Raw genomic sequence first — 25,201 nt, 5'->3', positions numbered from 1 at the left:
ACCCCTAATTAGATCCCCTTCCTGATCCGAACAAATATCTGCCCACTACCAGGTACTTTATTTGATTACCGAACAGAGACAAAACCGGATACAGGATACAGACTATCCCTGCAAGCAGAGCTCCCATTGTGATAACGAGATAAAGCAGCAGCGATTCATTCAGAGGGTATGGCAGTCCACCCATCAATCCAGTCCCTCCCAGCAATATCAGACACATGAGGAACCTTGAGAACAGCATAACGGCTCCGTACGAGAGTACCATCATTGCAAAAGGTCTCGTCCACGAGAAAAATCCTGCAGCAGCAAACAAAAGGAAATAAGCTGACACAATACCCACAACAAGATACCTGAAATAGAATATTATCATCAAACTGACAAAACTCAGCGCTCTTAAAAGATATGCTGTGGAGTTTTCCGGAGAATACGAAACGAAATTCATCGATTCTAAGAATGCTGATTTTGCAAGTATTGACTCGAATGAGAATATCCACTGCAGCCCGTACAGGTAGAAAGCCCATACAAGGGGGGCGATTATGGCTATCTCGAAATATTTGTTTCTCCAGCTGCCAAAAACATTCCCCATGGTGTCAAAACTTGCTGACTCCCTCATCACGCCTATCCCACCCACCAGCAGGAATATTATGTAGAACACGAAATACCAGAATGCTGTGAAGTTCTTCTCTTTCTGTACCATTGGATTTGATAGAAAATCGTTCTCCTGCGCCATCAGGGTGGATACGGCAGGCTGTACGTTTGAACTGTTCACGCCTATCATATCGTACAGGTTATCTGCCTGCGACTCCAATATCCTGTCAAATCCATCTGAAATAAGGTCAGGGATAAGCTCAATTGGATCGAATGCAGCTGCTGCTGGCTGAGCAAGGACCAGGCACAGAGCCAGAAATGATATAACTCGTTTCATTTTCATTTGAACCTCGATGACCTATACATTATGTAAATTCCTGCCAAAAATACCAAAACTACATAAATTATGTAACCTATTGCCGGATTTATGCTTGTTGGCTTATTCTGGTGGTAAACAGCATATTCGCTGAAATTGTAATCCGGCGCTCTTCCAAAAGGCATCCATAAAAATACTGAGGTTATTGTTCCATTATCCATTATCGGGTCGTCACCCTGGTGGTATATTCCTTTTCCCGTTTTCCTCCATACTGAGAAAGGAGTGACGTTCATGTAAGGGATTCCTTTTCTTGTGAGTTCGACTTTACCTATGTTCAGCAAATGTTCAACAGAGCCGCTTTGCGTTGTGATATTGAAAAATATTATTGAGTCATCAAGGTCTGTAAAGTGAATCAGGCTCACCGGATAAAAGCCACCGAACTCTTCTATAGTCATGTTTTGCGGTCCCGGGAATGTGTATTGTGGCGGAGAGATCTCTTTATCTATCCAGTCGTGCTCTTCTGTCTCACTGCCGCTTATCCAGCATCCGTCATCGTCGCAGGAGACAAGATACCACTTTAAAGATACATGCAGAGTAGCTACAGTGTATATCCCGTCCTGCCTAACGGATATGCTCTGGGTAAGTTCGGGTGAGACTCCGGGCGGTTCAAGCCGTATTCCGGCATTACCACGTGCCACTGCATTTGCAGCAGGGTCGCCGTGGATATAGAGTGTGCCACTGATGTTCGCCATATTCTGGAATCCCACGATGTCAACCCAGCCCTGTAGATGACCGGCTGCGGTCATTTGGATGTCTGGGCGCAATTCTGATTCCTTGTATTGAGGAAGCCCAAAGACGTCGGTAATATATGTACTGTTCAATTCTTCCAGCACTCCTGCATTAACTGGATTGAACTGTATTGAAAAAAGAAAGGCAATCAATACCAGCCAAAGAAACGAATCCCTATTTTTATTAGTAATACTATTGCCACCAGTGCGTAAAGGACCTGCAGTAAAGCATTCTGTGCGTGAGACCGTTCCCTTGGGTCACCCATAGTTGTCGAATGTGCCATAATCCCGATCCCTGCTTTCCCGGTAAATATCGCATAAGCAACTATGGTCACTACTGCAAGGGCACCGAGCACAAAGTTAAGTAATTCCTGTACATCCGCTCCCTGTTGTTCAAGCCAGGCACGTCCCATACCAGGCTGCATCAGATCGCTACCATCGCTGTCGTTAGCAGCTGCCGAAGCCAGTCCTCCCAGCATTATGAATGCTATTAAACATATTACATACTTTTTCATAAATCTATGTAATAACTTGATATTTTATATATTTTGCTTACAAATTACCTAATCAAGCAAAATATATATAAGTTCAAACAAAATATACCATACACATGGCCAAAGACGAGAAAACCTCGAAGGAAGATATTAAATATACATTCGCCAAGTACTACAAGAAACCTAACGGAAGTGCGACCATCAACTTACCCAAAGGATTCGACGTGGGTCTTGAGCAGGGTGAGGAGCTTGCAGCTAAATGGGATGGTAAAACAATCGTACTTATTCCGCTCAAGAAGGTGAGTTTTGAATGAGATTCAATATATTTGCAGCTGTGATTCTATTTGTATCCCTGTTCTCCGGGTGTGTCACTAATGATGCAAATATTGGCACTTATAAACTCGATAAGACGCCTTCTAAGATTCTAGAACTTAGGGATGATGGAACTTATCTTATTATTCCAGATGATCCTAAGTTTACTTCAAAAGGTGTATATGTTAAACGTGGTTCAACTTTAGAAGTAACTGGTATGTTAGGGTTTACGAGCGTGATGAATATCACAGATTATGGTCTTCTTGAGGATAACGGCGACAGGTGGATACGAGTTTCGCAGAGATAGATTAAATATGGCTTGCGAAATGGTAATGGAAGAATTATATTAATATACAGTATCCTATTCGCCAAGAATATTCGTTACTTCTCTTTGTACGAAATTTATACGTATAATTCTACAGGGTCGAGAGACTTTAAAAATTGCCAATTATTTATAACATTAAGATATTTAATAAGCTATTAGTATTTAATTTCGATGCACATTGTTTCTTATCGAAAAATTAATATAATGCAAGATAATAGTAGCCGTGGACATGGTCAAAAATGGCGGTAGTTAGATGAAAAAAGATCAAGTCATTCAAATTAGGGTAGCTCATTTCTCAAAAACGGTGGTGGAAAATGAATGGTGGTTTTCGCGTAAGGCCCGATGGCCAGTTCGCAGTTAATTCTTTAAATACAACTACAGCGCCAAAAGGAAGTCAGGGAGCAGGCGAAGTTAATGGACCAAACAGTAGAGCAGCAGCAATCGATCAAAGTGGAGGAGCCTCCCCCATCCCATCCATATCGCTCCCGAAGGGCGGAGGCGCAATTCGCGGAATTGGCGAGAAATTTGCAGCTAATCCCGTGACTGGCACTGGATCTCTCAATGTCCCAATCTTCACTACCCCTGGCCGCTCTGGCTTCGGTCCGCAACTCTCACTCTCATATGATTCTGGTTCAGGTAACGGACCCTTCGGCTTTGGCTGGGGCCTCTCGCTGCCGTCTATCACCCGTAAAACCGATAAAGGCTTACCAAAATATCAGGATGCAGATGAATCGGATATTTTTATCTTATCAGGTTTTGAAGATCTTGTGCCGGTATTCGAACATACAGTTCCTGTCAGCAATGCATTTAATATACAGTGCTATCGCCCCAGAATCGAGGGACTGTTCGCCCGCATCGAACGCTGGGTGAATAAACAAACAGGCGATATTCACTGGAGATCTATAACAAAAGATAACGTAACAACGATATATGGAAAAACTATCAATGAAAGAATAGCAGATCCGAATGATAAGGCCCGGGTCTTTAGCTGGCTTATCAGCGAAAGCTATGATGACAAAGGCAATGCAGTTATCTATGAATACAAAAAAGAGGACTCGTTAGAAGTTGTTACATCTAAAGTTCATGAAAAGAATCGAAGTAACCTGACACGTCAAGCTAACCGATACTTGAAGTATATCCGATACGGTAACCAGACCCCTCGCCAAGCTGATGAAGATTTATTGGAACGCAAAGACTGGCTATTTGAAGTAGTCTTCGACTATGGCGAACATGATCTGGAACACCCGACTCCACAGGATACATCCCCATGGAGAATCAGACAGGATGCTTTTTCCACATATAAAGCAGGCTTCGAAGTTCGCACCTATCGTCTATGTCACCGCGTGTTAATGTTTCATCATTTTCCTGATGAACTTGGCACACAAGATTACCTTGTTCGCTCTACGGAATTTTATTATAATAAGAGCCCTGTCGCTTCGTTTATCAATAAAATCATCCAATCAGGATTTGTTCGTAAAACTGATGGGACGTATCTAAAGAGATCACTGCCGCCACTCGAATTTGAGTACACTAAAGCAACCATTCAAGAAAAGATATCGGAGATAGACGCTAAAAGCCTCGAAAATCTGCCACAGGGTTTAGATGGCATGAGTTATCGATGGATAGATCTGGATGGAGAAGGTCTTTCCGGTATTCTCACGGAACAGGCAGAAGGATGGTTTTATAAACCAAACCTGGGAGGAGGGAATTTTGGCCCGCTCCAGTTACTTTCAGAAAAACCATCGCTTGCTGCCTTGAATAGCGGGAGGCAGCAACTTATAGACATGGATGGGGATGGTCAGATCGATCTAGTCGAATTTGGTGGTCTTGTATCCGGTTTCTATGAGCGCACTCAAGATGGGCACTGGGGGCAGTTTACCAAGTTCGATTCTTTACCAAATATTAATTGGAATGAACCAAATCTTAAATTCCTTGATCTTACAGGCGATGGACATGCCGATATCCTGATCACCGAAGATAATGTCTTTACCTGGTATCCTTCCCTGGCTGAGCAGGGCTTTGGGATATCCGAGAAAGTAAGCATACCTTTTGATGAGGAAAAGGGACCAAAGTTAATTTTCGCCGACGGTACCCAATCCATTTATCTTGCAGATATGAGCGGCGGCGGTTTGACAGACCTTGTGCGAATTCGCAACGGAGAGGTATGCTACTGGCCCAACCTTGGCTACGGCCAATTTGGTGCCAAAGTGACAATGGATAACTCACCATGGTTCGATGCTCCTGAAATTTTCGACCAGAAGCGCGTTCTGCTTGCAGATATCGATGGTTCTGGCACAATTGATATCATCTACCTTAGAAATGAAGGTATTCATATTTATTTCAATCAGTCCGGGAATAGCTGGGGTGAAGCACGAACCCTGACTCAGTTCCCTCACATTGATAACCTCACTTCGGTCACAGTCGTTGATCTGCTTGGCAACGGCACAGCCTGTCTATTATGGTCATCCCTTTTGCCCGTTGACGGGAGCCGTCAGATGCTCTATATCGACCTGATGGGTGGACAAAAACCGCATCTTCTAATTTCGGTAAAAAACAACATGGGTGCGGAGACAAGCGTGACTTATGCTCCATCTACCAAGTTTTATATTGCAGATAAAAAAGTAGGAAAACCATGGGTCACACGAATACCTTTTCCCGTGCATGTAGTGGAGCGTGTTGAGGTCAGGGACTGGATTAGCCAGAACCGTTTTGTCACACGGTATGCTTATCATCACGGTTACTTCGATGGTTTCGAGCGGGAGTTTCGTGGTTTCGGCATGGTCGAACAATGGGACACCGAGGAGTTTGGCACACTCAGCACTAATGATACCTTGCCATCTGCAACCAATATTGATGCAGCATCCCATGTTCCTCCAGTATTGATAAAGACCTGGTTCCACAACGGCGCTTACCTGGATGGGATACGCATCTCCAGACAGTTTGAAGATGAATATTATAGTGAATTCGGTCTTATCACATCGGAAGCGCAACTGCGGCAAATGCGTGCCATGCTGCTTGATGATACAGTGCTGCCTGATGCGATTCATCTTGCTGATGGTTCGCGTGTACCTTATAACCTATCTATTGAGGAAGTAAAGGAAGCATACCGCTCTCTCAAAGGTTCAATACTGCGTCAGGAAATCTATGCTCTTGATGGTACTGAGGAAGAGAAAAGACCGTATAGTGTTTCTGAGCGTAACTATACGATCGAAATCCTGCAGCCACAAAGATCGAACAGGCATGCAGTCTTTTTCGTCCATCCACACGAAACGGTTGATTTTCACTATGAACGGAAGCTCTTTAATAACCTGGCTGACCCGCGTGTCAGTCATTCTATGACTCTGGCGGTTGATGAGTTCGGGAATGTTTTACAATCTGTCGCTATTGGTTATGGACGACGCCATGATGATCTCGATTCATTGCTTACAGATGAGGACAGGAAGAAACAAAAGCGCACGTGCATCACTTATACGGAGAACAGCTATACCAATCCAATTAGTCAGAATGACATCTATCGTACGCCCCTATTGTGCCAAACACGTACCTATGAACTCTTGAAAATTGCGAAACCTGTCTTACTGCAGATAACCAATTTATTCCGATTTGATGAGATGGTGAGTAAGGTTAAGTCTATCAGCGATGGGCGGCATGATCTTACATATGAGCAATGGGGGGTAGATGAAACAGCATTGAGCGCGCCATCACGCCGCCTGATTGAACATGTGAGGCAGCTTTATTACAAGGATGATCTTTCCAAACCTCTGCCCTTAGGATCGCTTGATCCATTGGGACTTCCTTACGAAACTTATAAGCTAGCCTTCACTTCAGGATTGCTTAAAAAGAATTTTATAGATAGCGGCAAAGTGAATACTGGCGACATGTCGAATATGCTTGCTAAAGAAGGAGCATATATTGACAGCAAAGAGTATAAATCAAAGCTACTATTCCCATCTACGGACAAAGATGGCCAATGGTGGGTGCCTTCGGGCCGATTATTCCTTTCCCCCATCCCAGATAATCCCCCTAATCCAATTCCTTACGACCCTGTATTCGCAAAGGAGCATTTTTATTTACCGCAGGCATTTCAGGATCCTTTCGGTCAATTCACCAGAATCAGATATGACAAATACAATCTTCTAATGGTGGAGACCAAGGACTCTGTTGGGAATATTATTACTGTTGAGACAAAAGAAAGTAACAGAAGTTTGAAAGTTGAGAACGATTACCGTGTGATGCAACCGCGCCTTGTTTATGACCCAAATGGAAATCGTTCAGAGGTTATTTTTGACGCCCTTGGCATGGTTGCTGGCACAGCAGTGATGGGTAAGGTAAAAGAGCCAGATGGTAAACCCAAAGGAGATTCATTGACCGGATTCAAAGCTGATATTATCCTTTCGGAAATTCAGGCATTCATCGATAACCCGAGGGGCAAAGCAAAGAATTTGTTAAAAGATGCAACCACTAGGATTATTTATGACGTCGACCGTTTTCTGCGCTGCGGTCAACCACCGCTTGCTGCCACGCTGGCAAGAGAAATTCATACAAGAGACCCGGGGGGTGCCAGCTCTCCAATCCAAATCAACTTTACTTATTCGGATGGTTTCGGAAGAGAGATCCAAAATAAGATCCAAGCAGAATCAGGCGATGCACCAGAGCGCGAGGAAGATGAGACTTTACTCAGTGGCGACATTAAACCTGGCAAGCTAGTTCTTCAAAATGGAGAGCCAAAGAAGGCAAATACTAATCATCGATGGATCGGCAAAGGGCGAACTGTTTACAACAACAAGGGCAAGCCAGTAAAGCAGTACGAGCCCTTCTTTAGCAGTACGTATCTGTACGAAGAAGAGCCTGAGATGACCGATACTGGAGTTCCGTCTGTGCTATTCTACGACCCGGTCGAGCGTGTTATCGCCACCTTGCACCCAAATCATACTTATGAAAAAGTGGTTTTTAATCCGTGGCGGCAGGAATTCTGGGATGTGAATGATACAATCCTTCGATCGGATCCAAAAACCGATGAAGATGTGGGGAATTTCTTCCAGAGATTACCCGATTCCGAATATCTTCCAACATGGCATACCCAGCGTATCGGCGGCACGCTCGGAGACTATGAGAAAAGTGCTGCGGAAAAGGCGGGCATTCACAGTAATACTCCCACTGTCGCTTATTTAGATACGCTTGGGCGCACTTTCATGACAGTTGCTCACAACAGGTTCAAACGAAGCAACACTCCCCACACTAATCCACCCGTCGAAGAGTTCTACCGCACATGGATTATTTCCGATATCGAAGGCAACCAGCGCGAAGTTAGGGACGAGAGGAAAAACGACAAAAAAAAGCTAGAACAGCGCATCATTATGAAGTATGACTATGATATGCTCGGCAACCGCATCTACCAGATAAGCATGGAAGCTGGTGAGCGCTGGGTGCTGAACGACGTGGCGGGTAAACCCATTCGCGCCTGGGATAGCCGCGGGCATAACTTCTGGATTGAATACGATGAGCTTCGCCGCCCTCTTCGCCAGTTCGTGAGAGGGACGGACGCTAACTACTCGGATCCGCGCACTTATAATATGGACGTGCTGTTTGCGAAGACGGACTATGGTGAGAACCAAGCGAAAGATAAAGACCTGAACCTGCGCACCCGCATGTTCAGGCAATACGACAGCGCGGGCATTGTAACGAACATGGCTCATAATCCGGTCACTGATGAAGATGAAGCCTACGATTTCAAGGGTAACCTACTGCACTGCAGCCGGGCTCTGGCATATGATTACAAGAACATCATCAACTGGTCTGCTGATGTTGTGACTAATGAGACGTTCACAGGCAGCACAATCTACGATGCCCTTAACCGCCCCATCCAAATCATAGCTCCCCACAGGGCAGGGACGAAACTCAATGTTATCCAGCCTATTTATAACGAAGCTAACCTTCTTGAGCGTGAGGATATCTGGCTTGGGATAGATTCTGATCAGTTTAATCGGGACACAAAGGATGAGAGATTACTTGATCCTGACACAACTCTCCATCGCGTGGTTAAGAACATCAATTACAATGCGAAGGGACAACGCGAATTGATTGTGTATGGAAATGATGTCAGCACAATATATAAATATAATCCGTTAACCTTTCGTTTGGAACATCTGGAGACCCTGCGCGGTATGGAGCGCCTGCAGGATGTATTATACACTTATGATTCTGCGGGCAATATCACAGCCGTTCGTGATGATGCCCAGCCTATAATTCATCATTATGGTGAAGTAGTGGAACCGGAGTCTGAATACAGATATGATGCAATCTACCGACTGATCGAAGCATCAGGTAGAGAACACATAGGACAGGCATCACAGCCTCATACTACATGGAACGATAGGTTCAGGATTGGTCTGGCTCATCCGAATGACGGAAAGAAGATGCGCAATTACTCCGAGTTCTATAGTTATGATGAGGTAGGGAACATCCTGTTGTTTGATCACAATGCGAAAAACGGGAACTGGGATCGCGCCTATAAATATATGGAGAACAGTCTGACCGAACATAACAGGAGAAGCAATCGCCTGAGCTGCACGGTTGTTCATCCCAAGGGGCAGCAACCTATCCAAGAACCTTACACATACGACCCACACGGCAACATGAAATCAATGCCACATCTTGAGAATATAGAGTGGGATTTTAAAGACCAAATGCAGCATGCAAAGAAAGGCCATGAACAGGTTTATTATGTTTATGATGTCGGCGGTCAGCGAGTGCGGAAGGTAGCTGAGAAGAATAACGGCAGTGTTATTGAAGAGCGTATCTACCTTGGCAGCTTTGAGATATTTTGGAAGCGTGAAGGTGCATCGATTCTTGAGCGTGAAACGCTTCATATTATGGATGATAAGCAGCGGATCGCCATGGTCGAGACCCGTATAAAAGATACAAAAAATAGTGATAGAGTGCCGCGCCAACTTTTGCGCTATCAGTTAGGGAATCAGCTAGGTTCTTCTGTGATGGAGCTTGATAAGGATGCTCACAGGATTTCATGTGAGGAGTACTATCCCTACGGCAGCACATCGTACCAGGCGGTGCGAAAGGATATCGAAGTGCCGATCAAGCTTTACCGCTATACGGGCAAGGAGCGGGATGAGGAGACAGGATTATATTACCACGGGGCGCGGTACTATGCATCGTGGCTAGGGAAGTGGATAAGCGGTGATCCTGCCGGCCTAGCCGATGGAAATAATCTCTATCAATACGGACGCTCCTCACCTATAATGTATTTAGATTCCACAGGCACTCAAAGCGAACTCTTATCGCATTTTAGTGATGAGGGGTTAAAGCACCTGTGGATGAAATATCGAATTGCCCAGATCAAGAAGGAAACAAGTTCAAATACTATCATGATGAACAAAATTGATAACGAACTAGAGAGAAGGGCCAATAAAAGAAATCTAGAAGAAAAAGTATCGTGGGCTATGAGAAACGTCGCAGAAGAAAGCATGCGAGCTAAAATGACGGCTTTAAGTTTTCCCTTCTCTCTGTTTGAACCTCCTCCAGCTGATCAAACGCCTCTTCTCCCATCCAAAGAAGAACTAACCAAAATTGGATGGAGTGAGAATGAGATTAATGCGGTCTATAAATTTACGCACGAAATGGCGGAAATTGCCAAGGAAACTAGAAGAAACGGCTTTCTTGCAGGGGCAGTGTTGTTTTTCATGGCTGGAGCTGGGGGTAAGACGGGAGCGGGGGCAGCTACTCCCAGGTTAGCTACTCCAGTTACTTCCAGGTTAGCTACTCCAGTCACTTCCGAGTTAGCTGCTTCAATTCGAACTTTAAGGCCTATCATCAGATTCCTTCGCAATGAAGGCATCGAAGTGATGGATAGAAGATTAATTATTGAAGAAGCTGGCTTGCGAATGGGCTTTGGGCAAGATACACCGCAGACATTAGCACAGTTCAGACGGTTGATTTCCGAGAAGTATGCAGCAGGAGTTGCGTTAGAAGAGCTAGGTGGCCGTTCTGGTAACTTGGAAACACGGGTGGCTATACTTATGAGAGCTGCGCAAGCTGAGCAGCAAGGTTTTAGTGTTGCCTTCGAGGTTCATGTCCCAGGTGGTCTAATCGCGGGAAGTGAAAGATGGCTTGATTTGGCCATATACCAAAACGGGCAACTTGTAAGAGGCGTTCAAGGTGTTAAGGAAGTGAATCTTATTGTGCCAGGCGTAATTAACCCTCGGGAGTTCGGATTGGCTGCTCAGATTCAAGCTCGACTGGGTGTGCCAGTCGAAGAACTCATTACAGGATTCCAACGTCCTCCCATTCCCTAACATAGAAGAAAAATATTATGAAACCTAAAGTAAAAAATCTATCAATGTGTATGAAATGGGAGAGCGTTATGATTATCTATTATAGGTTGAAGGGATTAGATTATCGCATCCATTTTGATGAACAGAAAAAGAAGTATTTTGGACTTAGAGACCATACTGCAATACTATATTTTCAAAATAAACATAATCTAGATGTAATAGGCATCATAGACGGGGCAACAATCAGTAGATTACACGAATTATCAAAGAAGAGAAAACAGATGAAGGTTAGCGGAAGAATAGCTACAAATACCGACATCTTAGCTAAAAGCCTCAGAATCATCACCATCGGTAAAAGACTTGGAAAAGATTTCGATAAATCACGCTATGAACTGAGATGGCTTGATTGTGAGATTAATGAAGAATCACCGAGCAACGAATTTGCTAAAAATCTAGAAGTCAGTGTGATACTCAAAATTCACAGTATAATGGAAAAGAATAAAAAGGCCCATGATTCATGGCTCAATACAGGGTGGAAAAAATCAGCTCTCGAGCTCGCGGGCTTGATCGCTGCTGCGGCGTCAGCCACAATCTCGCTTGCTTTCAGGGTAATGCCACTGTTCCCGGTAGCAGTAGCGACAGGGGTCTTGGGGCTGTTCGATAGCAGTATCCCACTCGGGGCTGAACTTGCCTTCGATTGGAATGAGGGTAAGCAGGAGGCTATGGGAAATGGGTCGCACTATTTATTGAAAATCACAGGGAGATAAAAATGGTAAAAACAAGTCAAAAAGAATGTATCAGCGTGAAGTTCAGTGAAAGGCTGGGTATTTTTGACGATAATTGCGGGTATTCAGTGATAGATGAACAGGAAAAGTACAATGGAGCAACAGGCAGGGTCAGGGATATTCAGGGAATACAGGCACATGCAGGGCGTGATTTCTTCTTCCCTGAAGGAAAGGAGTTCAGCTTCGATATAGATGAGTATCCGTATCCTTACGGCAGGTTTTGGAATGACTGAGCACAGTATTTTTTACTACCCATACGCCTCCTTCAAAGGCGAGCAGGGACTGCTATTGAAAGCAGCAGCACTTTATTTTGACAAACTCTACATACTCGATCCAGAAAAAGCCTGCTGGGCTGGGATCGGACAGAATCCTTTAAGCGATGATCTGAAACTGCTTGAACAGGAAAACGTTCTGGAGCGCATCGCACCTGAAGATGTCCTGCATAAATATGAAAAAATAATTGCTGAATCCGTCCGTGCAGATATGAAAGATCCTGAATTCCTGAAGCTCTGTGAGCAATCAGGCAGGGCTCGGCGATGGACGCTGGCGCTTGCAAAAGTGCCTAAAGAAATACGCGACGATGCTGAATTTAATCCTCTGGATAAATCGATGCAGCGTATTATGGGAGATGTGGCAAGAGAGCTATCCCCGGGTCTTGGCAGGTACATGGAAGGCTATGCTGAAGTCTATGATGAATACCGGGAAACTGACCGCGGTCTTACTGAATACCGATATGCTGATTATCCTCTGCCTCTGGGAGAGGCTATTATGATCAACCACGCGCTTATTGGAGGCCTCCTTTACACAGGGGCAACACCCATCACGGACGAACCATTCCATAACAAGGCGCTTGCCCTCAAAATCCAGCGCGCACAAAGAATCCCTGAGATTCGTGAAATCCTTGATGAAAAGGCAAAGCAGAGTGAGCTTAAAACTAACCGGCTCGCCATGACTGCATTGACTGATCTTGAACTTGGGATATTACCTTCTGAAATTACGATGGCTGATATACTGGAATACAGAGAGGAAAACGAAGGGGAACTGAAAGAAACACGGAAAAAACTGGGCTTGCTTGCAGGAAGAATCAAAGAAAAACTCTGGACTGAAGAATTCTCAGATCAGCTTGAATACGAGACAATACCAGATATCCAGGAAAATCTTTCCCAAGCCAAAGAAACACAAGATAAATGGCTTAAAAACCGAAGGGTGAGGCTAGCTGTAAAAGCTATAGGTCTTACTTCAGTTGCGGCTTCCATAGGAATCTCGCTAGCGATTAGCGCAACGCCTTTTCTACCTGTCACCGTGGCGGTAGGTGCACTTGGCTTGTTTGGAAATGTTGCCATCCCTGGGGCGGAGATTGCCCTTGATTGGAAAGAAGATAAGCAGGAGGCTATGGGGAATGGATTGCACTATTTATTGAAAATCACAGGGAGATAAAAATGGTAAAAACGAATCAAAAAGATTGTATCAATGTGAAGTTCGGTGAAGGGCTGGATATTTTTGATGATGTTTGCAGGTATCCAGTGATAGATGAGCAGGAAAATAGCAACAGGCAACAGATAAATTCTCTATTGGATCGAAATTCGATTTTATTCTCTCAAAATAAAGTTGATTACTCGGCCCATAAAAAATTCAATTATCTCATTTTGGAGTAAAATTATGAAACTCCAAGATCGAAATCTATCCATAGACATGCAGGGTGAAGATGTCAAGCTTCTCCAAAAAGAATTGCAACGGCTTGGTTTCTCTATCAAGGACAAGGAAGGGATTTTTGGCAATTCAGTCTACCAGGCAGTATTAGAATTCCAGAAGCAGCATGGACTCGGATCAACCGGAGAGGTAGATGAAACCACTGCTAAGGTGATAAATGTCATGGTCGATGCGCTGGGGACTATAGATCAACCGGCAAAATTTGTTGTAAAAGGCCAGATTCGCCAGACAGATGGTAGCCCACTTGCAGGTGTACCCGTGCGCGCCTTCGATAAAGATCTTCGCAGAGAGGAATTGCTTGGGGAGGCGGTCGCTGATAAATATGGGCGCTATGAGATCATGTATACTGCTGAACAGTTCCATCGGGCTGAGAAGAAGAATGCCGATCTTTACATTCGTGTTTATAAGGAGGGTGACCAGGTGATTGCCTCCTCATCGATTATCTTCAACGCACAACCTGTAGAGACTATAGACCTTAGCGTGGATGGGGAATATCATGAACTATCAGAATACGAAAAGTTGATAGCAGAAATCACCCCGTTACTTGAGGGCATTCCTATTGCTGAGTTGGTTGAGGATGAAAAACATCGAGATATCACCTTCATATCAGGCGAGACAGGGCAAGACTTTCAGCACATAGAGTTTCTTATAGAAGCACACAAGCTCGCGAAGCAGACTGATTTGCAGCCCGATGTGTTTTATGGATTATTCCGCCAGAATCTTCCGACAAGCTTATCCGCACTGCTCAGTCAAAACCACGATGTACTCCACCGTGCTCTAGAAGCCTCTCTGCGCGATAATATCATTCCCTTTAGATTGAGTGAATGGCAAGGAGCTATTCTTAATCGGCTGCATGAGTTAGCCGTTGAAGAGGTGCTCAAACCAGCAGATGAATCTAAAAGAGCTTCGTTCGGGAATCTGCTGAGCATAGTTCTTCCAGATCGGGAAAAGCAGAAAGTGCTGGCGGATGCATTCGTTACCCACCAGGGAACTGGCGAGGAGTTCTGGAAAGAAATTCATGGGTTTAGCCAGGATGAGATTAACCAGATACAAGTTATCTTGGAACTAGGAGTGTTCACGCAATATCATATACCACTTATGCACGAACTGCTTCAGAAGCGCCCTGAAGAGGAGATTGCATCTATACAATATTTAGCCAACCTGGACGAAGATGGATGGTTGGAGCTTGCTAACAAACACGGAGCTCCACCTGATACCTCAGGGGAGACTAATACTGAAAAAATCAAAAATTATGCTACAATGCTGGCACATGCGATTGAAGATTCCTTCCCTACAGCTGTGATCGCCAGTAGAATAAGCCAAGGAAAATTCGGATTCGATGCTAGTTTACGCACTAATCTTGATACATTTTTTAAGAAAAATCCTAAATTTGCATTTGGGGATACTGTGAAGCCAGCTAATATATATCTGGAGAGCGACGAAATCAATCTGAATGGTGTTGCCAACCCTCATGTCACAAAGTCTACTCTCCTACAGATTGACCGGATCTACAAACTGACGTCTAGGGTTACCGAGATAAACACTCTCATCAGAGATGGCTTCCACAGTGCTTATTCGATCGCCCATATGCGGGAAAATGATTTTATCAGTCGATACACTGAGCCCTTTGGAGAAGCTAGGGCACGGGACATCTATGCCAAAGGCCGCCAAGTACATGATACTGCACTTTTATTTTACATCAAGCATCATAAGGGTTTGAATAAACCTGAGCCATATGTCATCTCTGGGGCGTTAGAGGCATTTGAGATGCTAAAGATCTCACCAGAATGGCGTACCCTTTTCGGTACGCTGGATCTCTGTGATTGTAAGCACTGCATGTCGGTGTACAGCCCGGCTGCATATCTTGTCGATATTTTGAGTTTCTTAGCAAAAGGAACAATAATCAATGGTCGAACGCCCCTTCAGATCTTGCTTGATCGTCGACCAGATATTGCTGAGATCGAATTGACATGCGAGAACATCAACATAAAGTTACCCTATATCGATCTTGTCAACGAGGTGTTAGAGTATCCTATTGAACCAGTGGTGCCACAAATAATCCCCAATCCTACTGGACGAAATATGATTTCTGACCTGGATAAATGCATATTGCCTACAGAAGTCAAGAATGCAATCGCAGGTATAACTTCACCCTCATCTGAACTGGCGATTGTTAAAGTTAGTAATCCCGGTAAAGAGTGGCGTATTGCGGATGGAGCGCGGCGCTGGATGATCCGCTATTCTCCAGATAGCATGGAGATTAAGATTGGAAATCAATCACCTCTCCATATTGATATTAGTCCCGGCAGCAATGCGATGACTGAGATGGATCATGCACAGTTGCCGATAGAAGTGAAATCTGCTATTGCGAAATATCCCTACCTTCCGCCGGCAAACTTCATTATTTCTGTCTTGCGAATTGGCATAAGGTGGCAAATCACTTATAGTCTCGAGGCAATGATATCTATTATTGTTCGCCAACCAATTTCATTCTTCACCATTTCAGCAGGAAATCAGCAGCTAGCGACTTTTCCTATATTATATCCATTTGTACCCAGCATGATCGCTGAATTAGACCAGGGGCGATTGCCTGTAGCACTTGAAGAGCGACTAAGGATTCCTGCGAATATAGCGATTACTGTTATTAACGCTGGCGCCCAATGGCGTATCACACTAAACGAACAAGCGATTGTAGAGTTAATACCTGGAAAATTGATTGTTTCCTTTCTGTCTCTTCAGACCTCGGGAACGCCAGAAGAATTAAAGGCAAACCCGGAACAAATTAACACAAAAGCCTATGACAAACTAAGCAATGCCGTATATCCATGGACCTTACCTTTCAATTTATGGCTGGAGGAGGCACGAGTCTACCTCAATCATATTGGTGTTCACCGGCATGAACTGATGGAAAAAATGTTCAGAGGCTCGCTAGTGGATGCCCTGCTCAGTTCTGTAATTGTCAATGAGCATCTTGGAATATCGGAGTTAGAGGCAGGAATTATTGTAGGGAGAGTTACTCATGATTCGAGACCTATTCCAATTAGAGGCGACCCAGATCGACCTTGGGATTTCTGGGGTATTCTTCAGAATGCAGAAATTCCTGATCCTGCAGGTGGTAGGACACCGATTATAGGCAAGTGGGATGCAGTACTAAAACGCGTAGATGTCTTCCTTCAGAGATCAGGCCTTAACTATGGAGAGTTACTCGAATTACTTGGTACATATTTCATTAACCCAATCACAACTGGCAGCACACGAAAGTTGAGCTTGGTATCCATAGACACTATCGACATGGCTACATGCAACCTCAGTAAGCTGGAAATCAAAGGGCTTGATAAGCCGACGCTTGGCCGGATTCATCGCTTCGTCCGCCTGTGGCATCGGCTCGGCTGGACGATGCGCGACCTAGATAAAGCAATTCTCTTAATCCAACCTAAGAATGCTAACGGCGAGCTTGACATTAGCAATGCATTCCTCCGGTATCTTTCACACGCGAAGCGTCTGCATGCTAAGCTAAACGTGCCACTGCTGACCATATTAAGCTGGTGGTCGGAAAAGATAGATACTGCTAGATACATTGATCATCTTGCTGAAGGGCAACCAGAGGTTTTATCGCTTTACGATCAGTTATTTCAAAATAAAACTGTAGTTACTCCTGCAAATGAGATTTTCAAACTCAATAGCACACGCGATGAACTCAAGTATCTTACCTCAGGCGCATCAGCGCAGAAGCTAAGCGCACACAGTGCAGTGATTACCGCAGGGCTCGGCATCAGTGCCACAGACCTAGCTCTCTTGCTCAGTATCACGGCAAAAGAGTTAAAAATGGTACTTGATATAGATGATGCCAAATTGGCCGCATTTGTGGGAACTACCGAAGCAGAATTAACTTCACGAACTAATTACCCAGATATACCGGCCCACGATACTTTGCGGCTTTGGACAATCTCGCTCTTATATCGGCTCTCTTCCTTTTCCAAAGCACTGAAGCTGCCCATCGTGGATTTTCTCACAGTACTTAAGCTGATGGCCACCAACCCTTTCGCCAGAAGCATGAATACATTACAATTTGTCGATAATGTTAGCAAGGTGCAGGACTCGAAGTTTACTATTGCTGAACTGAACTATCTGTTGCGTCATGAATTTCTGCTCTCCAGTGTGATTGCTCCCACTGATGAGAACATCTCTTTGGTCTTAGATGAAATTCGCAGTGGGCTGCAGAAAATTGCTGCAGAGAACACATTCCGAGACGACCTAGACGATCCTAATGGACGGACAACCGATCAACGCGGTGAGCTGACCAAAAAGAAACTGGCCTTGCTCAACTGGGACAATGAATTAATTAAGCAAGTCACTGCAGCATTCAATGATGACATTACCTACGAAACGGATCTCAGTGCTTTGCCAGCAGGTATCGTGCTACCGAATGATACAGGAATTTATGAGACCGATCTTTTACTAAATGCGTTGCCAAATAGATATAAGTTCCCTGATGGACTGCAGGAGGTCGTAGTTCACGACAGAAGCACAGGAAAATTACGAGTATTACGTAAATTGACATACCTTGAATGGAAATTGTTGCTGGATGATGCTTCTCAGAATGGATATTATGATTATGGCAGAGCTGTACAGACTCTTATTGAACAGCAGGACGGACTCAAGGGAAGGATTTCCTACGACGAAGATGCAGAGAAATTGCGCTTTACCGGCACGATGAACTTATTGAGATATGCCAAACTCAAAAGTATGTCGAACGACGCAGATTATCAAGAGGCTATTGACACTCTGTTTACTGCTCCAAGGGATTTTATATTACGTCACATGCATACATTTTCACTTCAGCGCTTCTCTGTGGCGCTTGCTGCATTGCCAGCTAGTGTGAAGCTCCCGAATGCATTGAAGAACAAGATCTATTACGATGAGACAGAGAAAAGACTATATTCCATCGGTATGATGAGTAAAACGGAACGGGATCAACTGCTTAATTTATCAAGCAATCCCAGAGATACATATCATGAGCAGTATCTTATAGGTATCAATACTCTTTATTATGCGCCCAATCTGAGACCCTCTGCTTCTGATTTTTCTGCACAGCTCTGGCAATTGCCAGCGAACATACAATTACCGGGGTCGCTCAGCAATCAGATACATTATGATTCCACTGAGCACATGCTTCGCTTCAATGGTACAATGACGCTCACGAAGCAGCAGACATTGCTAGGACTTTCGGACAATCTCGCTTACCAGGAGGCAATCCAGGCTCTCTTTTTTGCGCCTAACGTTTCAAGTCCTCTCCGGCAAGAGGATTTTCTCACTCATGTAGAAATTTCTCTATTTTTTGATACAACAATTGATACACAAGGCAACCCCATTACACCCGAGTACCGTTTCAATATTGTGCTAAAGAAGCTATTGCCATATCTGCGTACTTCTCTGAGCGAGCAATTCGTGAAGCACAAGATTGGTGAGGCTCTTCAATTGGAGTCTCGTGTAGTCGAACAGTTACTTTCTGAATTCCTGCGTTCCCCTGCAGATCCTGAACCAGATCCAACTCTTAAACGAAAAGCCCTTGCTGAATTTCTTGATCTAACTTTTGCTGAGAGTAATCCTGCTGTGAAGTTGATTGCATCGTCATTCCAAGTGCAGTTTAAGACCTTTAAATTGCTGCATAAGGTTGCTATGTTTATTAGCAAGTTCAGGATTACTGCGAAGGAGATAACATGGCTGGTCACTTCAATGAGAAGTTCAGATTGGCTCAATTTTAATGATCTTCCAATTGATTCGGCTCAACCAGCAGCTCCTTTTGATGCCTGGCTACATCTTGCTGGGTTATTACAATTACGTGATTCGCTCCCTGCAGGCGAGATTGTACTTTCCGAAATGTTTGCACTTGCATGGGATCCAACGACAACTGAGAATGGTTTACTCAGGCGACTAAGTGAGCTTCTTCAATGGGAATTAAAGGATTTAAGGTTCCTCGCCGGAATCCAAGTTTTTGGCTTTATTTTCCCAGAGGCATATCGAGATGAACGAGCGCTTGCCCGCCTTCTTGCATGTTTTAGGATGATGAAGAGTCTCGGTGCTTCTAGCGAGCAATGCAACAATTGGCGCCGAACTAATCTAACGGCGACAGATGCACAAAGTATCAAGAATGCAATCAAAGCTAAGTATGAGACAGCCATCTGGCTAGAAAAAGCGAAGCCATTGCGGGATTTGCTGCGTGATCAGCAGCGTGCCGCTTTAGTCGATTATCACGTTGCTAATCCTTTGCGAGATTCGATAAACAGACCACTATGGAAAGATGCGAACGGTTTGTATGGGTACTATCTTATCGATGTCGAGATGAGCTCCTGCATGGAGACCTCACGTCTTAAGCAGGCGATCAGCTCTGTACAACTGTTCATTCAGCGGTGCCTTATGAGCCTAGAACGTGGCGTAAACCTAGAACCAGATGAAACCGAAGAATGGTCTAAATGGCGCAAACAATATCGTATCTGGGAAGCAAATCGCAAGGTGTTCCTGTATCCTGAAAACTGGATTGAGCCTGAACTGCGTGACGATAAATCGCCCTTCTTCAAAGAACTCGAAGCCGAATTGCTACAAAATGATATTACTGAAGAGAGTGCCGAGACGGCGCTAGCACACTACCTTGAGAAACTTGATCAGGTCTCTCGGCTTGAAATTGTCGGAATATATCATGAAAAAGAAGATACGTCAAGAACTGATATCTTGCATGTTTTTGGGCGTACATATTATACACCCCATATCTATTTTTACCGCAAGCGAGAGAAGGACAGATGGGGCATATGGGAGAAGGTTGATTTGGATATAGAAGGAGATCACCTGATACCTGTGGTGTGGAATAGAAAGGTGTACCTTTTTTGGCCTATTTTTATCAAAAAAACGGTGAGAGATGGAGAGCAAGAGCTAAGGTATTGGGACCTTCACCTCGCATGGAGTACGTACGCCAACGGCAGATGGTCGCCAAAGAGGAAAAGTAACGATTACGTCGCTCCTTCGTTAGATAACCGGATTACATTGCCGTCTAATGTTAGTTTTAAAGGTATGGTTTCGGGTGATCGGCTGACAATCTGGATTTACGGCCCGCTTGAGATCTCAAATGAAGCGCCAACAGAACCGCCGACAACGACATCAAAAGGCACTCCTGTACCTGAGATGGAAGATATAGATGATATATCGGGAGTTAACATGCAGGGTTGTGTTCAGGACGGAGTAACGAAAAAGGTTATAAAAGGGATTAAGGTATGCTTGACCTATATGCCTTATAGCCCCCCACCTGGAGGCGGCTCATGGGATCCTCGTTATGAAATGTATCAAACATTAACTGACGAATACGGTCGTTTCAAGCTAGACCTAGATTACATTTCACGTAGTTTCGAAAAAAGAGGGGGTACGAATCCCTATGTGTATTTCATCGAGATTGAACCTCAAGCTGGATATAATTCTGTATTGATGCCTCTTTATTTGGCATGGAATTCAGACAATTACCTTGCATTCACTCCTTCCTGGGTTGATATCTATCTCGACAAGACTCAAACTCAAGAACCACCAAAGACATCTATTGTCAAACAGAATGTTGTTATTTCGTCTGTCACACTGAACTATAATGATTCCATTATTAAAACCACGCCGGTGTGGCCTAGACCAGATGAAATTCAAGTTCCTCCTGGGTTTTTGCTAGAGAATATGATGTTTGTATCAAGTGGGACAAGTAGCCTTAGCATCAAGTCATTCGCCATCCTTACAGAAATCTATAGTCTTTTTAAATTGCTTGTGCCTCACCAGGATCAGCAATTCGAGGGGGATTTCCCTTTCTTTTTCCAAGACGATTATCGTACTTATTTAGTATCTAAAAAAACTGATGTTAGTTTCTCTTTCGAAATTTTTTATCATCCTTGGGTTAACAAGTTTATTTCATCACTCAGGTATGGTGGAGCAAATGAACTTTTGACTTTAACGAATCAATCCCTTACGGATTGGGGAGACAGTTTTAATAAATACAAACCAAATTTGAGCATTATTCCTTTGGAATCGATACCGATCGAAAATGTTGATTTCTCTAGTTGCGGTGCATATTCAATGTATAATTGGGAACTATTCTTTCATGTTCCATTTTTTATTGCAACCCGTCTCAGCAAGAACCAACGTTTCGAGGAAGCGCAGAAATGGTTCCATTATGTTTTCAATCCCACAGCAGCCGGAGCACTGGCGTTCAGTTCAGCTGAACGAGCTGCAGGATTCTGGAATGTGCTTCCATTCCATAAACTTGCGAAACAACCGCCATCCACGTTGCAGGATTTCTTGGAAGATTCCAAGGAGCTCGACGAGCAAGTAGCATTGTGGCAGGAGAATCCTTTCAAGCCTCATGTTATTGCTCGCAGCCGCATTGTGGCTTATATGAAGACAGTGGTTATGAAATATATAGACAATTTACTTGATTGGGGCGATATGCTATTCCGCCGTGAAACCATTGAATCTATCAACGAGGCAACACAACTTTATATACTTGCCGCCCAGATTCTCGGTAGACGGCCTGAACGGATTCCACCGCGCGCCGAGCCAAAGATCCAGACATTCAATTCTCTACAGTCATATGAGTTGGATTCCTTCAATAACGCCATGGTAAAGATCGAAAGTTTAATTTTTCCCTCTGCCGCTCCGGCTAACGCTCCGACTAACCCGGGTAGCCAAGCTCTTGATATGCCCTACTTTTGTTTTCCAAATAACGATAAATTGCTCGCTTACTGGGACAGGGTTGCAGATCGACTTTTCAAGATTCGACATTGCATGAACATTAAAGGACAGTTGCTGTCACTTCCCCTTTTTGAGCCACCTATTGATCCAGCCATTCTTGTTCGTGCAGCTGCAGCGGGGGTAGATATTAATAGCGCACTGAGTGATCTGAGTACGCCTTTGCCGAATTATCGATTTAACATTATGGTGCAGAAGGCGACTGAACTGTGTAATGATTTGAAGTCACTCGGTTCTGCCTTAATTTTAGTACATGAAAAACATGATGCTGAGAAGCTTGCCTTACTACGATCGGAGCACGAAATCAGGCTGCTCGACGCCGTGAGATTGATCAAGGAACAGCAGGTCCAAGAATCTAATGATAATTTATTCGCACTGGAGGAAGGTAAGCAAGTACTATTAAAGAGGAAAGCACATTTTGAGAGCCTCGTGAACTCTGGACAGGCAAACGCATCGCAACCAGCCCTCAGTGCAGAAAACCAAACTGGAGATGGGACTCTCAAGCTTAATCCAAACGAACAAGTTCAGCTCGCTCTGACGCAGCAGGGTATGGATCTTCAGCTCATACAGGCGTTTACGAATTATTTAGGCAATACTCTCAGCCTAATTCCTGATGCTAAGACATGTCCGCCAACATGTGCGGGGGGCGTATCTTTCGGTGGCTCACAACTTGGGAGCGCAATACGGGCAATGAGCGAATATATGGGAGCAATGATTTCCATACTCCATACTCAGGCATCAATCAGCGGTATCAAGGGTGGTTATTTGAGGAGAGCTGAGGATTGGCGATTCCAGTTTGATCTTGCTTGTGCAGAGGAAAAGCAGATTTTGAAACAAATCGAAGCGGCAAAAATTCGCCTCGCTATATCGGAGAAAGAACTCGAAAATCATGATCTCCAAGTAGAGAATGCAAAGGAAGTGGACGCATTTATGCACGATAAGTTTTCAAACAGCGAGCTGTATAACTGGATGGTTGGGCAGATTTCAAGCATTTACTTCCAGAGCTACCAGATGACATACGACATTGCCAAGCGTGCTGAGAGAGCCTACCGTTATGAACTTGGCCTCTCTGACTCGAACTTTATCCAATTCGGATACTGGGATAGTTTGAAAAAGGGCTTGCTTGCAGGCGAAAAACTTTATTACGACCTCAAGCGCATGGAATTATCATACCTGGACCAGAACAAGCGTGAGTACGAAATCACTAAATATATCTCCCTTGCATTGCTTGACCCAATAAGGCTGATTGAATTAAAAGAAACTGGAGCTTGTTTTGTAGAACTGCCAGAGCTGTTGTTCGATGTGGATTACCTAGGTCATTACATGCGGCGTATCAAATCAGTGAGTCTGACGATCCCGTGCGTGACGGGTCCTTACACTAGCGTGAATTGTACTCTCACTCTACTGAGCAATAAGATTCGTAAGAGCACTGATCCTTCTGGTCCTCATAGGAAATATGAGGAAAAGCCAGGCGAGGATCCACGCTTTGATTACAATCTCGGCGCCATCCAATCAATTGCAACTAGTAATGCACAGAACGATAGTGGCATGTTCGAGTTAAACTTCAGGGATGAGCGGTACCTGCATTTTGAGGGAGCAGGAGCAATATCGGTATGGCGATTAGAAATGCCAAAAGAATGCAATAACTTTGATTTTGATACTATCTCTGATGTTATTATAAAGATGAATTATACTGCTAGAGACGGTGGAGAACCTCTAAGGAATAAAGCAAAGACTGAACTAAAGATGAATTCTGGTGAAGTAAAAAAGGATTTAATCCGAATGTTCAGCGCTAAGCACGAATTCCCCTCGGAATGGTACAGTTTTCTTAATCCCAGCAATAATGATACGGATCAAAAACTGCAACTTAATTTTATTGGAGAGCGATTTCCATTCCAATTTGATTCAAAATCGACAAAAATAAATGAGATTACTATCTTCTTGAAACTCAAATATCCTATTACGTATATTAACAATGATCAACTACGCATCATTCTTAAGCCTCCAAATGCCAGGGCTATATCAGGTGAACTAGAAGTTGTTTCAACTGAAATGGGTGGCTTAGCTTATTTCAGGTCTTCCAAATTTACTGATGGCGCCGAATTGGGAAAATGGTTTATTGAGGTCAAAAGGAAGAAAAAACAGGATACGAATCCTACAGAATATATGGAAATTCCATCATGGTTACGACAAAAGAGAGATGGAACAGACGAAGTAGTGAAGATTAATACTGAAGACCACTATCGATTGAACCAAGACGCTATCGAGGATATAGGTATAATATGTCTATATTCAGCTAAAATGCGCTAAATTAAGCTGGTCAAAAGCGCGGCCGAAAAAGCTTAGGCCGGTGACAACCCAGATAACCCAGAAACCTGGCATTTTAAGGTGGGAAAGTACCATATTATCAACGTCAAGAGCATATCGGCTTTTGAGTTCTTTAAAAATCAGTTCAATATCCCATCTCGCACCATAGAGCTTAGCTATATCTTCATGCCCCAAAACATCTTTTGAAATATTAGTTAGATAAACATGGTACTTTTCCTCATCCTCATTAAAAACCGCTACCAATCGTAACTGTACTGAGTCTTTTCGTTCCTTACCATTATAGTTACGACGTTTGAATGATATCTCAACTTCAACATCGAGTACCTGCCTCTTGAGTTTTGGCAAAATCTCACTGAGATGTTTTCCTTTTACATCAATACTGTTCCCTCGACATGTATTATGTACATCTATAATAAGAGGATCAGCATTCCCCTTCAATCGAGATACGAAGTAGCCACCATTCTCTTTAATTCTTGCAAAAAGCTGATGTTTATAAAA

Annotated in this window: 11 protein-coding genes and 1 pseudogene; 8 read left to right on the top strand and 4 right to left on the bottom strand. The window is 43.9% G+C overall.

What is annotated here, in order from left to right; all coding sequences use genetic code 11:
• Positions 1-4: 4 nt before the first annotated feature.
• Genes MNV_RS03625 through MNV_RS03615 form a run of 3 tightly spaced genes read right to left on the bottom strand, consistent with a single transcriptional unit; the run spans position 5 to position 2,204 of the window.
• Complete coding sequence (locus MNV_RS03625; protein ID WP_096204016.1) at positions 5-928, bottom strand: hypothetical protein; 924 nt, start codon at positions 926-928, stop codon at positions 5-7.
• Entirely contained in the window at positions 925-1,842 is a 918-nt protein-coding gene (locus MNV_RS03620) for a hypothetical protein (RefSeq protein WP_096204015.1), read from the bottom strand. The genes MNV_RS03625 and MNV_RS03620 overlap by 4 nt, the downstream gene beginning before the upstream one ends.
• A complete protein-coding gene (locus MNV_RS03615; RefSeq protein ID WP_096204014.1) occupies positions 1,839-2,204 on the bottom strand; it encodes a hypothetical protein in 366 nt (121 codons plus the stop codon). Before MNV_RS03615 ends, MNV_RS03620 begins: the two co-directional genes overlap by 4 nt.
• 95 nt (positions 2,205-2,299) lie before the next feature.
• On the opposite strand from MNV_RS03615, the gene MNV_RS03610 reads away from it, so the two are divergent.
• The 8 genes from MNV_RS03610 to MNV_RS03575 all read left to right on the top strand — a co-directional run bounded on the left by MNV_RS03610 (position 2,300) and on the right by MNV_RS03575 (position 24,685).
• The gene (locus MNV_RS03610; RefSeq protein ID WP_096204013.1) at positions 2,300-2,497 is read left to right on the top strand and encodes a hypothetical protein; all 198 of its coding nucleotides are present in this window, start codon (positions 2,300-2,302) and stop codon (positions 2,495-2,497) included.
• A complete protein-coding gene (locus tag MNV_RS03605; protein WP_096204012.1) occupies positions 2,494-2,802 on the top strand; it encodes a hypothetical protein in 309 nt (102 codons plus the stop codon). Before MNV_RS03610 ends, MNV_RS03605 begins: the two co-directional genes overlap by 4 nt.
• A 332-nt stretch (positions 2,803-3,134) precedes the next feature.
• Entirely contained in the window at positions 3,135-11,129 is a 7,995-nt protein-coding gene (locus tag MNV_RS03600) for a SpvB/TcaC N-terminal domain-containing protein (protein ID WP_096204011.1), read from the top strand.
• Positions 11,130-11,146: 17 nt separating this feature from the next.
• Entirely contained in the window at positions 11,147-11,875 is a 729-nt protein-coding gene (locus MNV_RS03595) for a hypothetical protein (protein ID WP_096204010.1), read from the top strand.
• 2 nt (positions 11,876-11,877) lie between these two features.
• Complete coding sequence (locus MNV_RS03590) at positions 11,878-12,126, top strand: hypothetical protein (RefSeq protein ID WP_096204009.1); 249 nt, start codon at positions 11,878-11,880, stop codon at positions 12,124-12,126.
• Positions 12,119-13,330 (top strand): hypothetical protein, encoded by a 1,212-nt coding sequence (locus tag MNV_RS03585; RefSeq protein WP_096204008.1) that lies wholly within the window; start codon positions 12,119-12,121, stop codon positions 13,328-13,330. The genes MNV_RS03590 and MNV_RS03585 overlap by 8 nt, the downstream gene beginning before the upstream one ends.
• 2 nt (positions 13,331-13,332) lie before the next feature.
• Positions 13,333-13,548, top strand: a complete 216-nt coding sequence (locus tag MNV_RS03580; protein WP_096204007.1) for a hypothetical protein — start codon at positions 13,333-13,335, stop codon at positions 13,546-13,548.
• Between the two features lie 4 nt (positions 13,549-13,552).
• Entirely contained in the window at positions 13,553-24,685 is an 11,133-nt protein-coding gene (locus tag MNV_RS03575; protein WP_096204006.1) for a Tc toxin subunit A-related protein, read from the top strand.
• Between the two features lie 102 nt (positions 24,686-24,787).
• On the opposite strand, the pseudogene MNV_RS03570 reads toward MNV_RS03575, so the two are convergent.
• Positions 24,788-25,201: pseudogene (locus tag MNV_RS03570) on the bottom strand (transposase); the annotation flags it as partial.

It is taken from the genome of Candidatus Methanoperedens nitratireducens, assembly GCF_900196725.1.
GTDB lineage: Archaea > Halobacteriota > Methanosarcinia > Methanosarcinales > Methanoperedenaceae > Methanoperedens > Methanoperedens nitroreducens_A.
This window is presented reverse-complemented; position numbering and strand designations above follow the sequence as displayed.

Excerpts from the sequence above, each read along its gene's own strand:
- MNV_RS03615 (WP_096204014.1), bottom strand. The coding sequence starts at position 2,204 with ATGAAAAAGTATGTAATATGTTTAATAGCATTCATAATGCTGGGAGGA.
- MNV_RS03595 (WP_096204010.1), top strand. The coding sequence starts at position 11,147 with ATGAAACCTAAAGTAAAAAATCTATCAATGTGTATGAAATGGGAGAGC.
- MNV_RS03590 (WP_096204009.1), top strand. The coding sequence starts at position 11,878 with ATGGTAAAAACAAGTCAAAAAGAATGTATCAGCGTGAAGTTCAGTGAA.
- MNV_RS03585 (WP_096204008.1), top strand. The coding sequence starts at position 12,119 with ATGACTGAGCACAGTATTTTTTACTACCCATACGCCTCCTTCAAAGGC.
- MNV_RS03625 (WP_096204016.1), bottom strand. The coding sequence starts at position 928 with ATGAAAATGAAACGAGTTATATCATTTCTGGCTCTGTGCCTGGTCCTT.
- MNV_RS03600 (WP_096204011.1), top strand. The coding sequence starts at position 3,135 with ATGAATGGTGGTTTTCGCGTAAGGCCCGATGGCCAGTTCGCAGTTAAT.
- MNV_RS03605 (WP_096204012.1), top strand. The coding sequence starts at position 2,494 with ATGAGATTCAATATATTTGCAGCTGTGATTCTATTTGTATCCCTGTTC.
- MNV_RS03610 (WP_096204013.1), top strand. The coding sequence starts at position 2,300 with ATGGCCAAAGACGAGAAAACCTCGAAGGAAGATATTAAATATACATTC.
- MNV_RS03575 (WP_096204006.1), top strand. The coding sequence starts at position 13,553 with ATGAAACTCCAAGATCGAAATCTATCCATAGACATGCAGGGTGAAGAT.
- MNV_RS03580 (WP_096204007.1), top strand. The coding sequence starts at position 13,333 with ATGGTAAAAACGAATCAAAAAGATTGTATCAATGTGAAGTTCGGTGAA.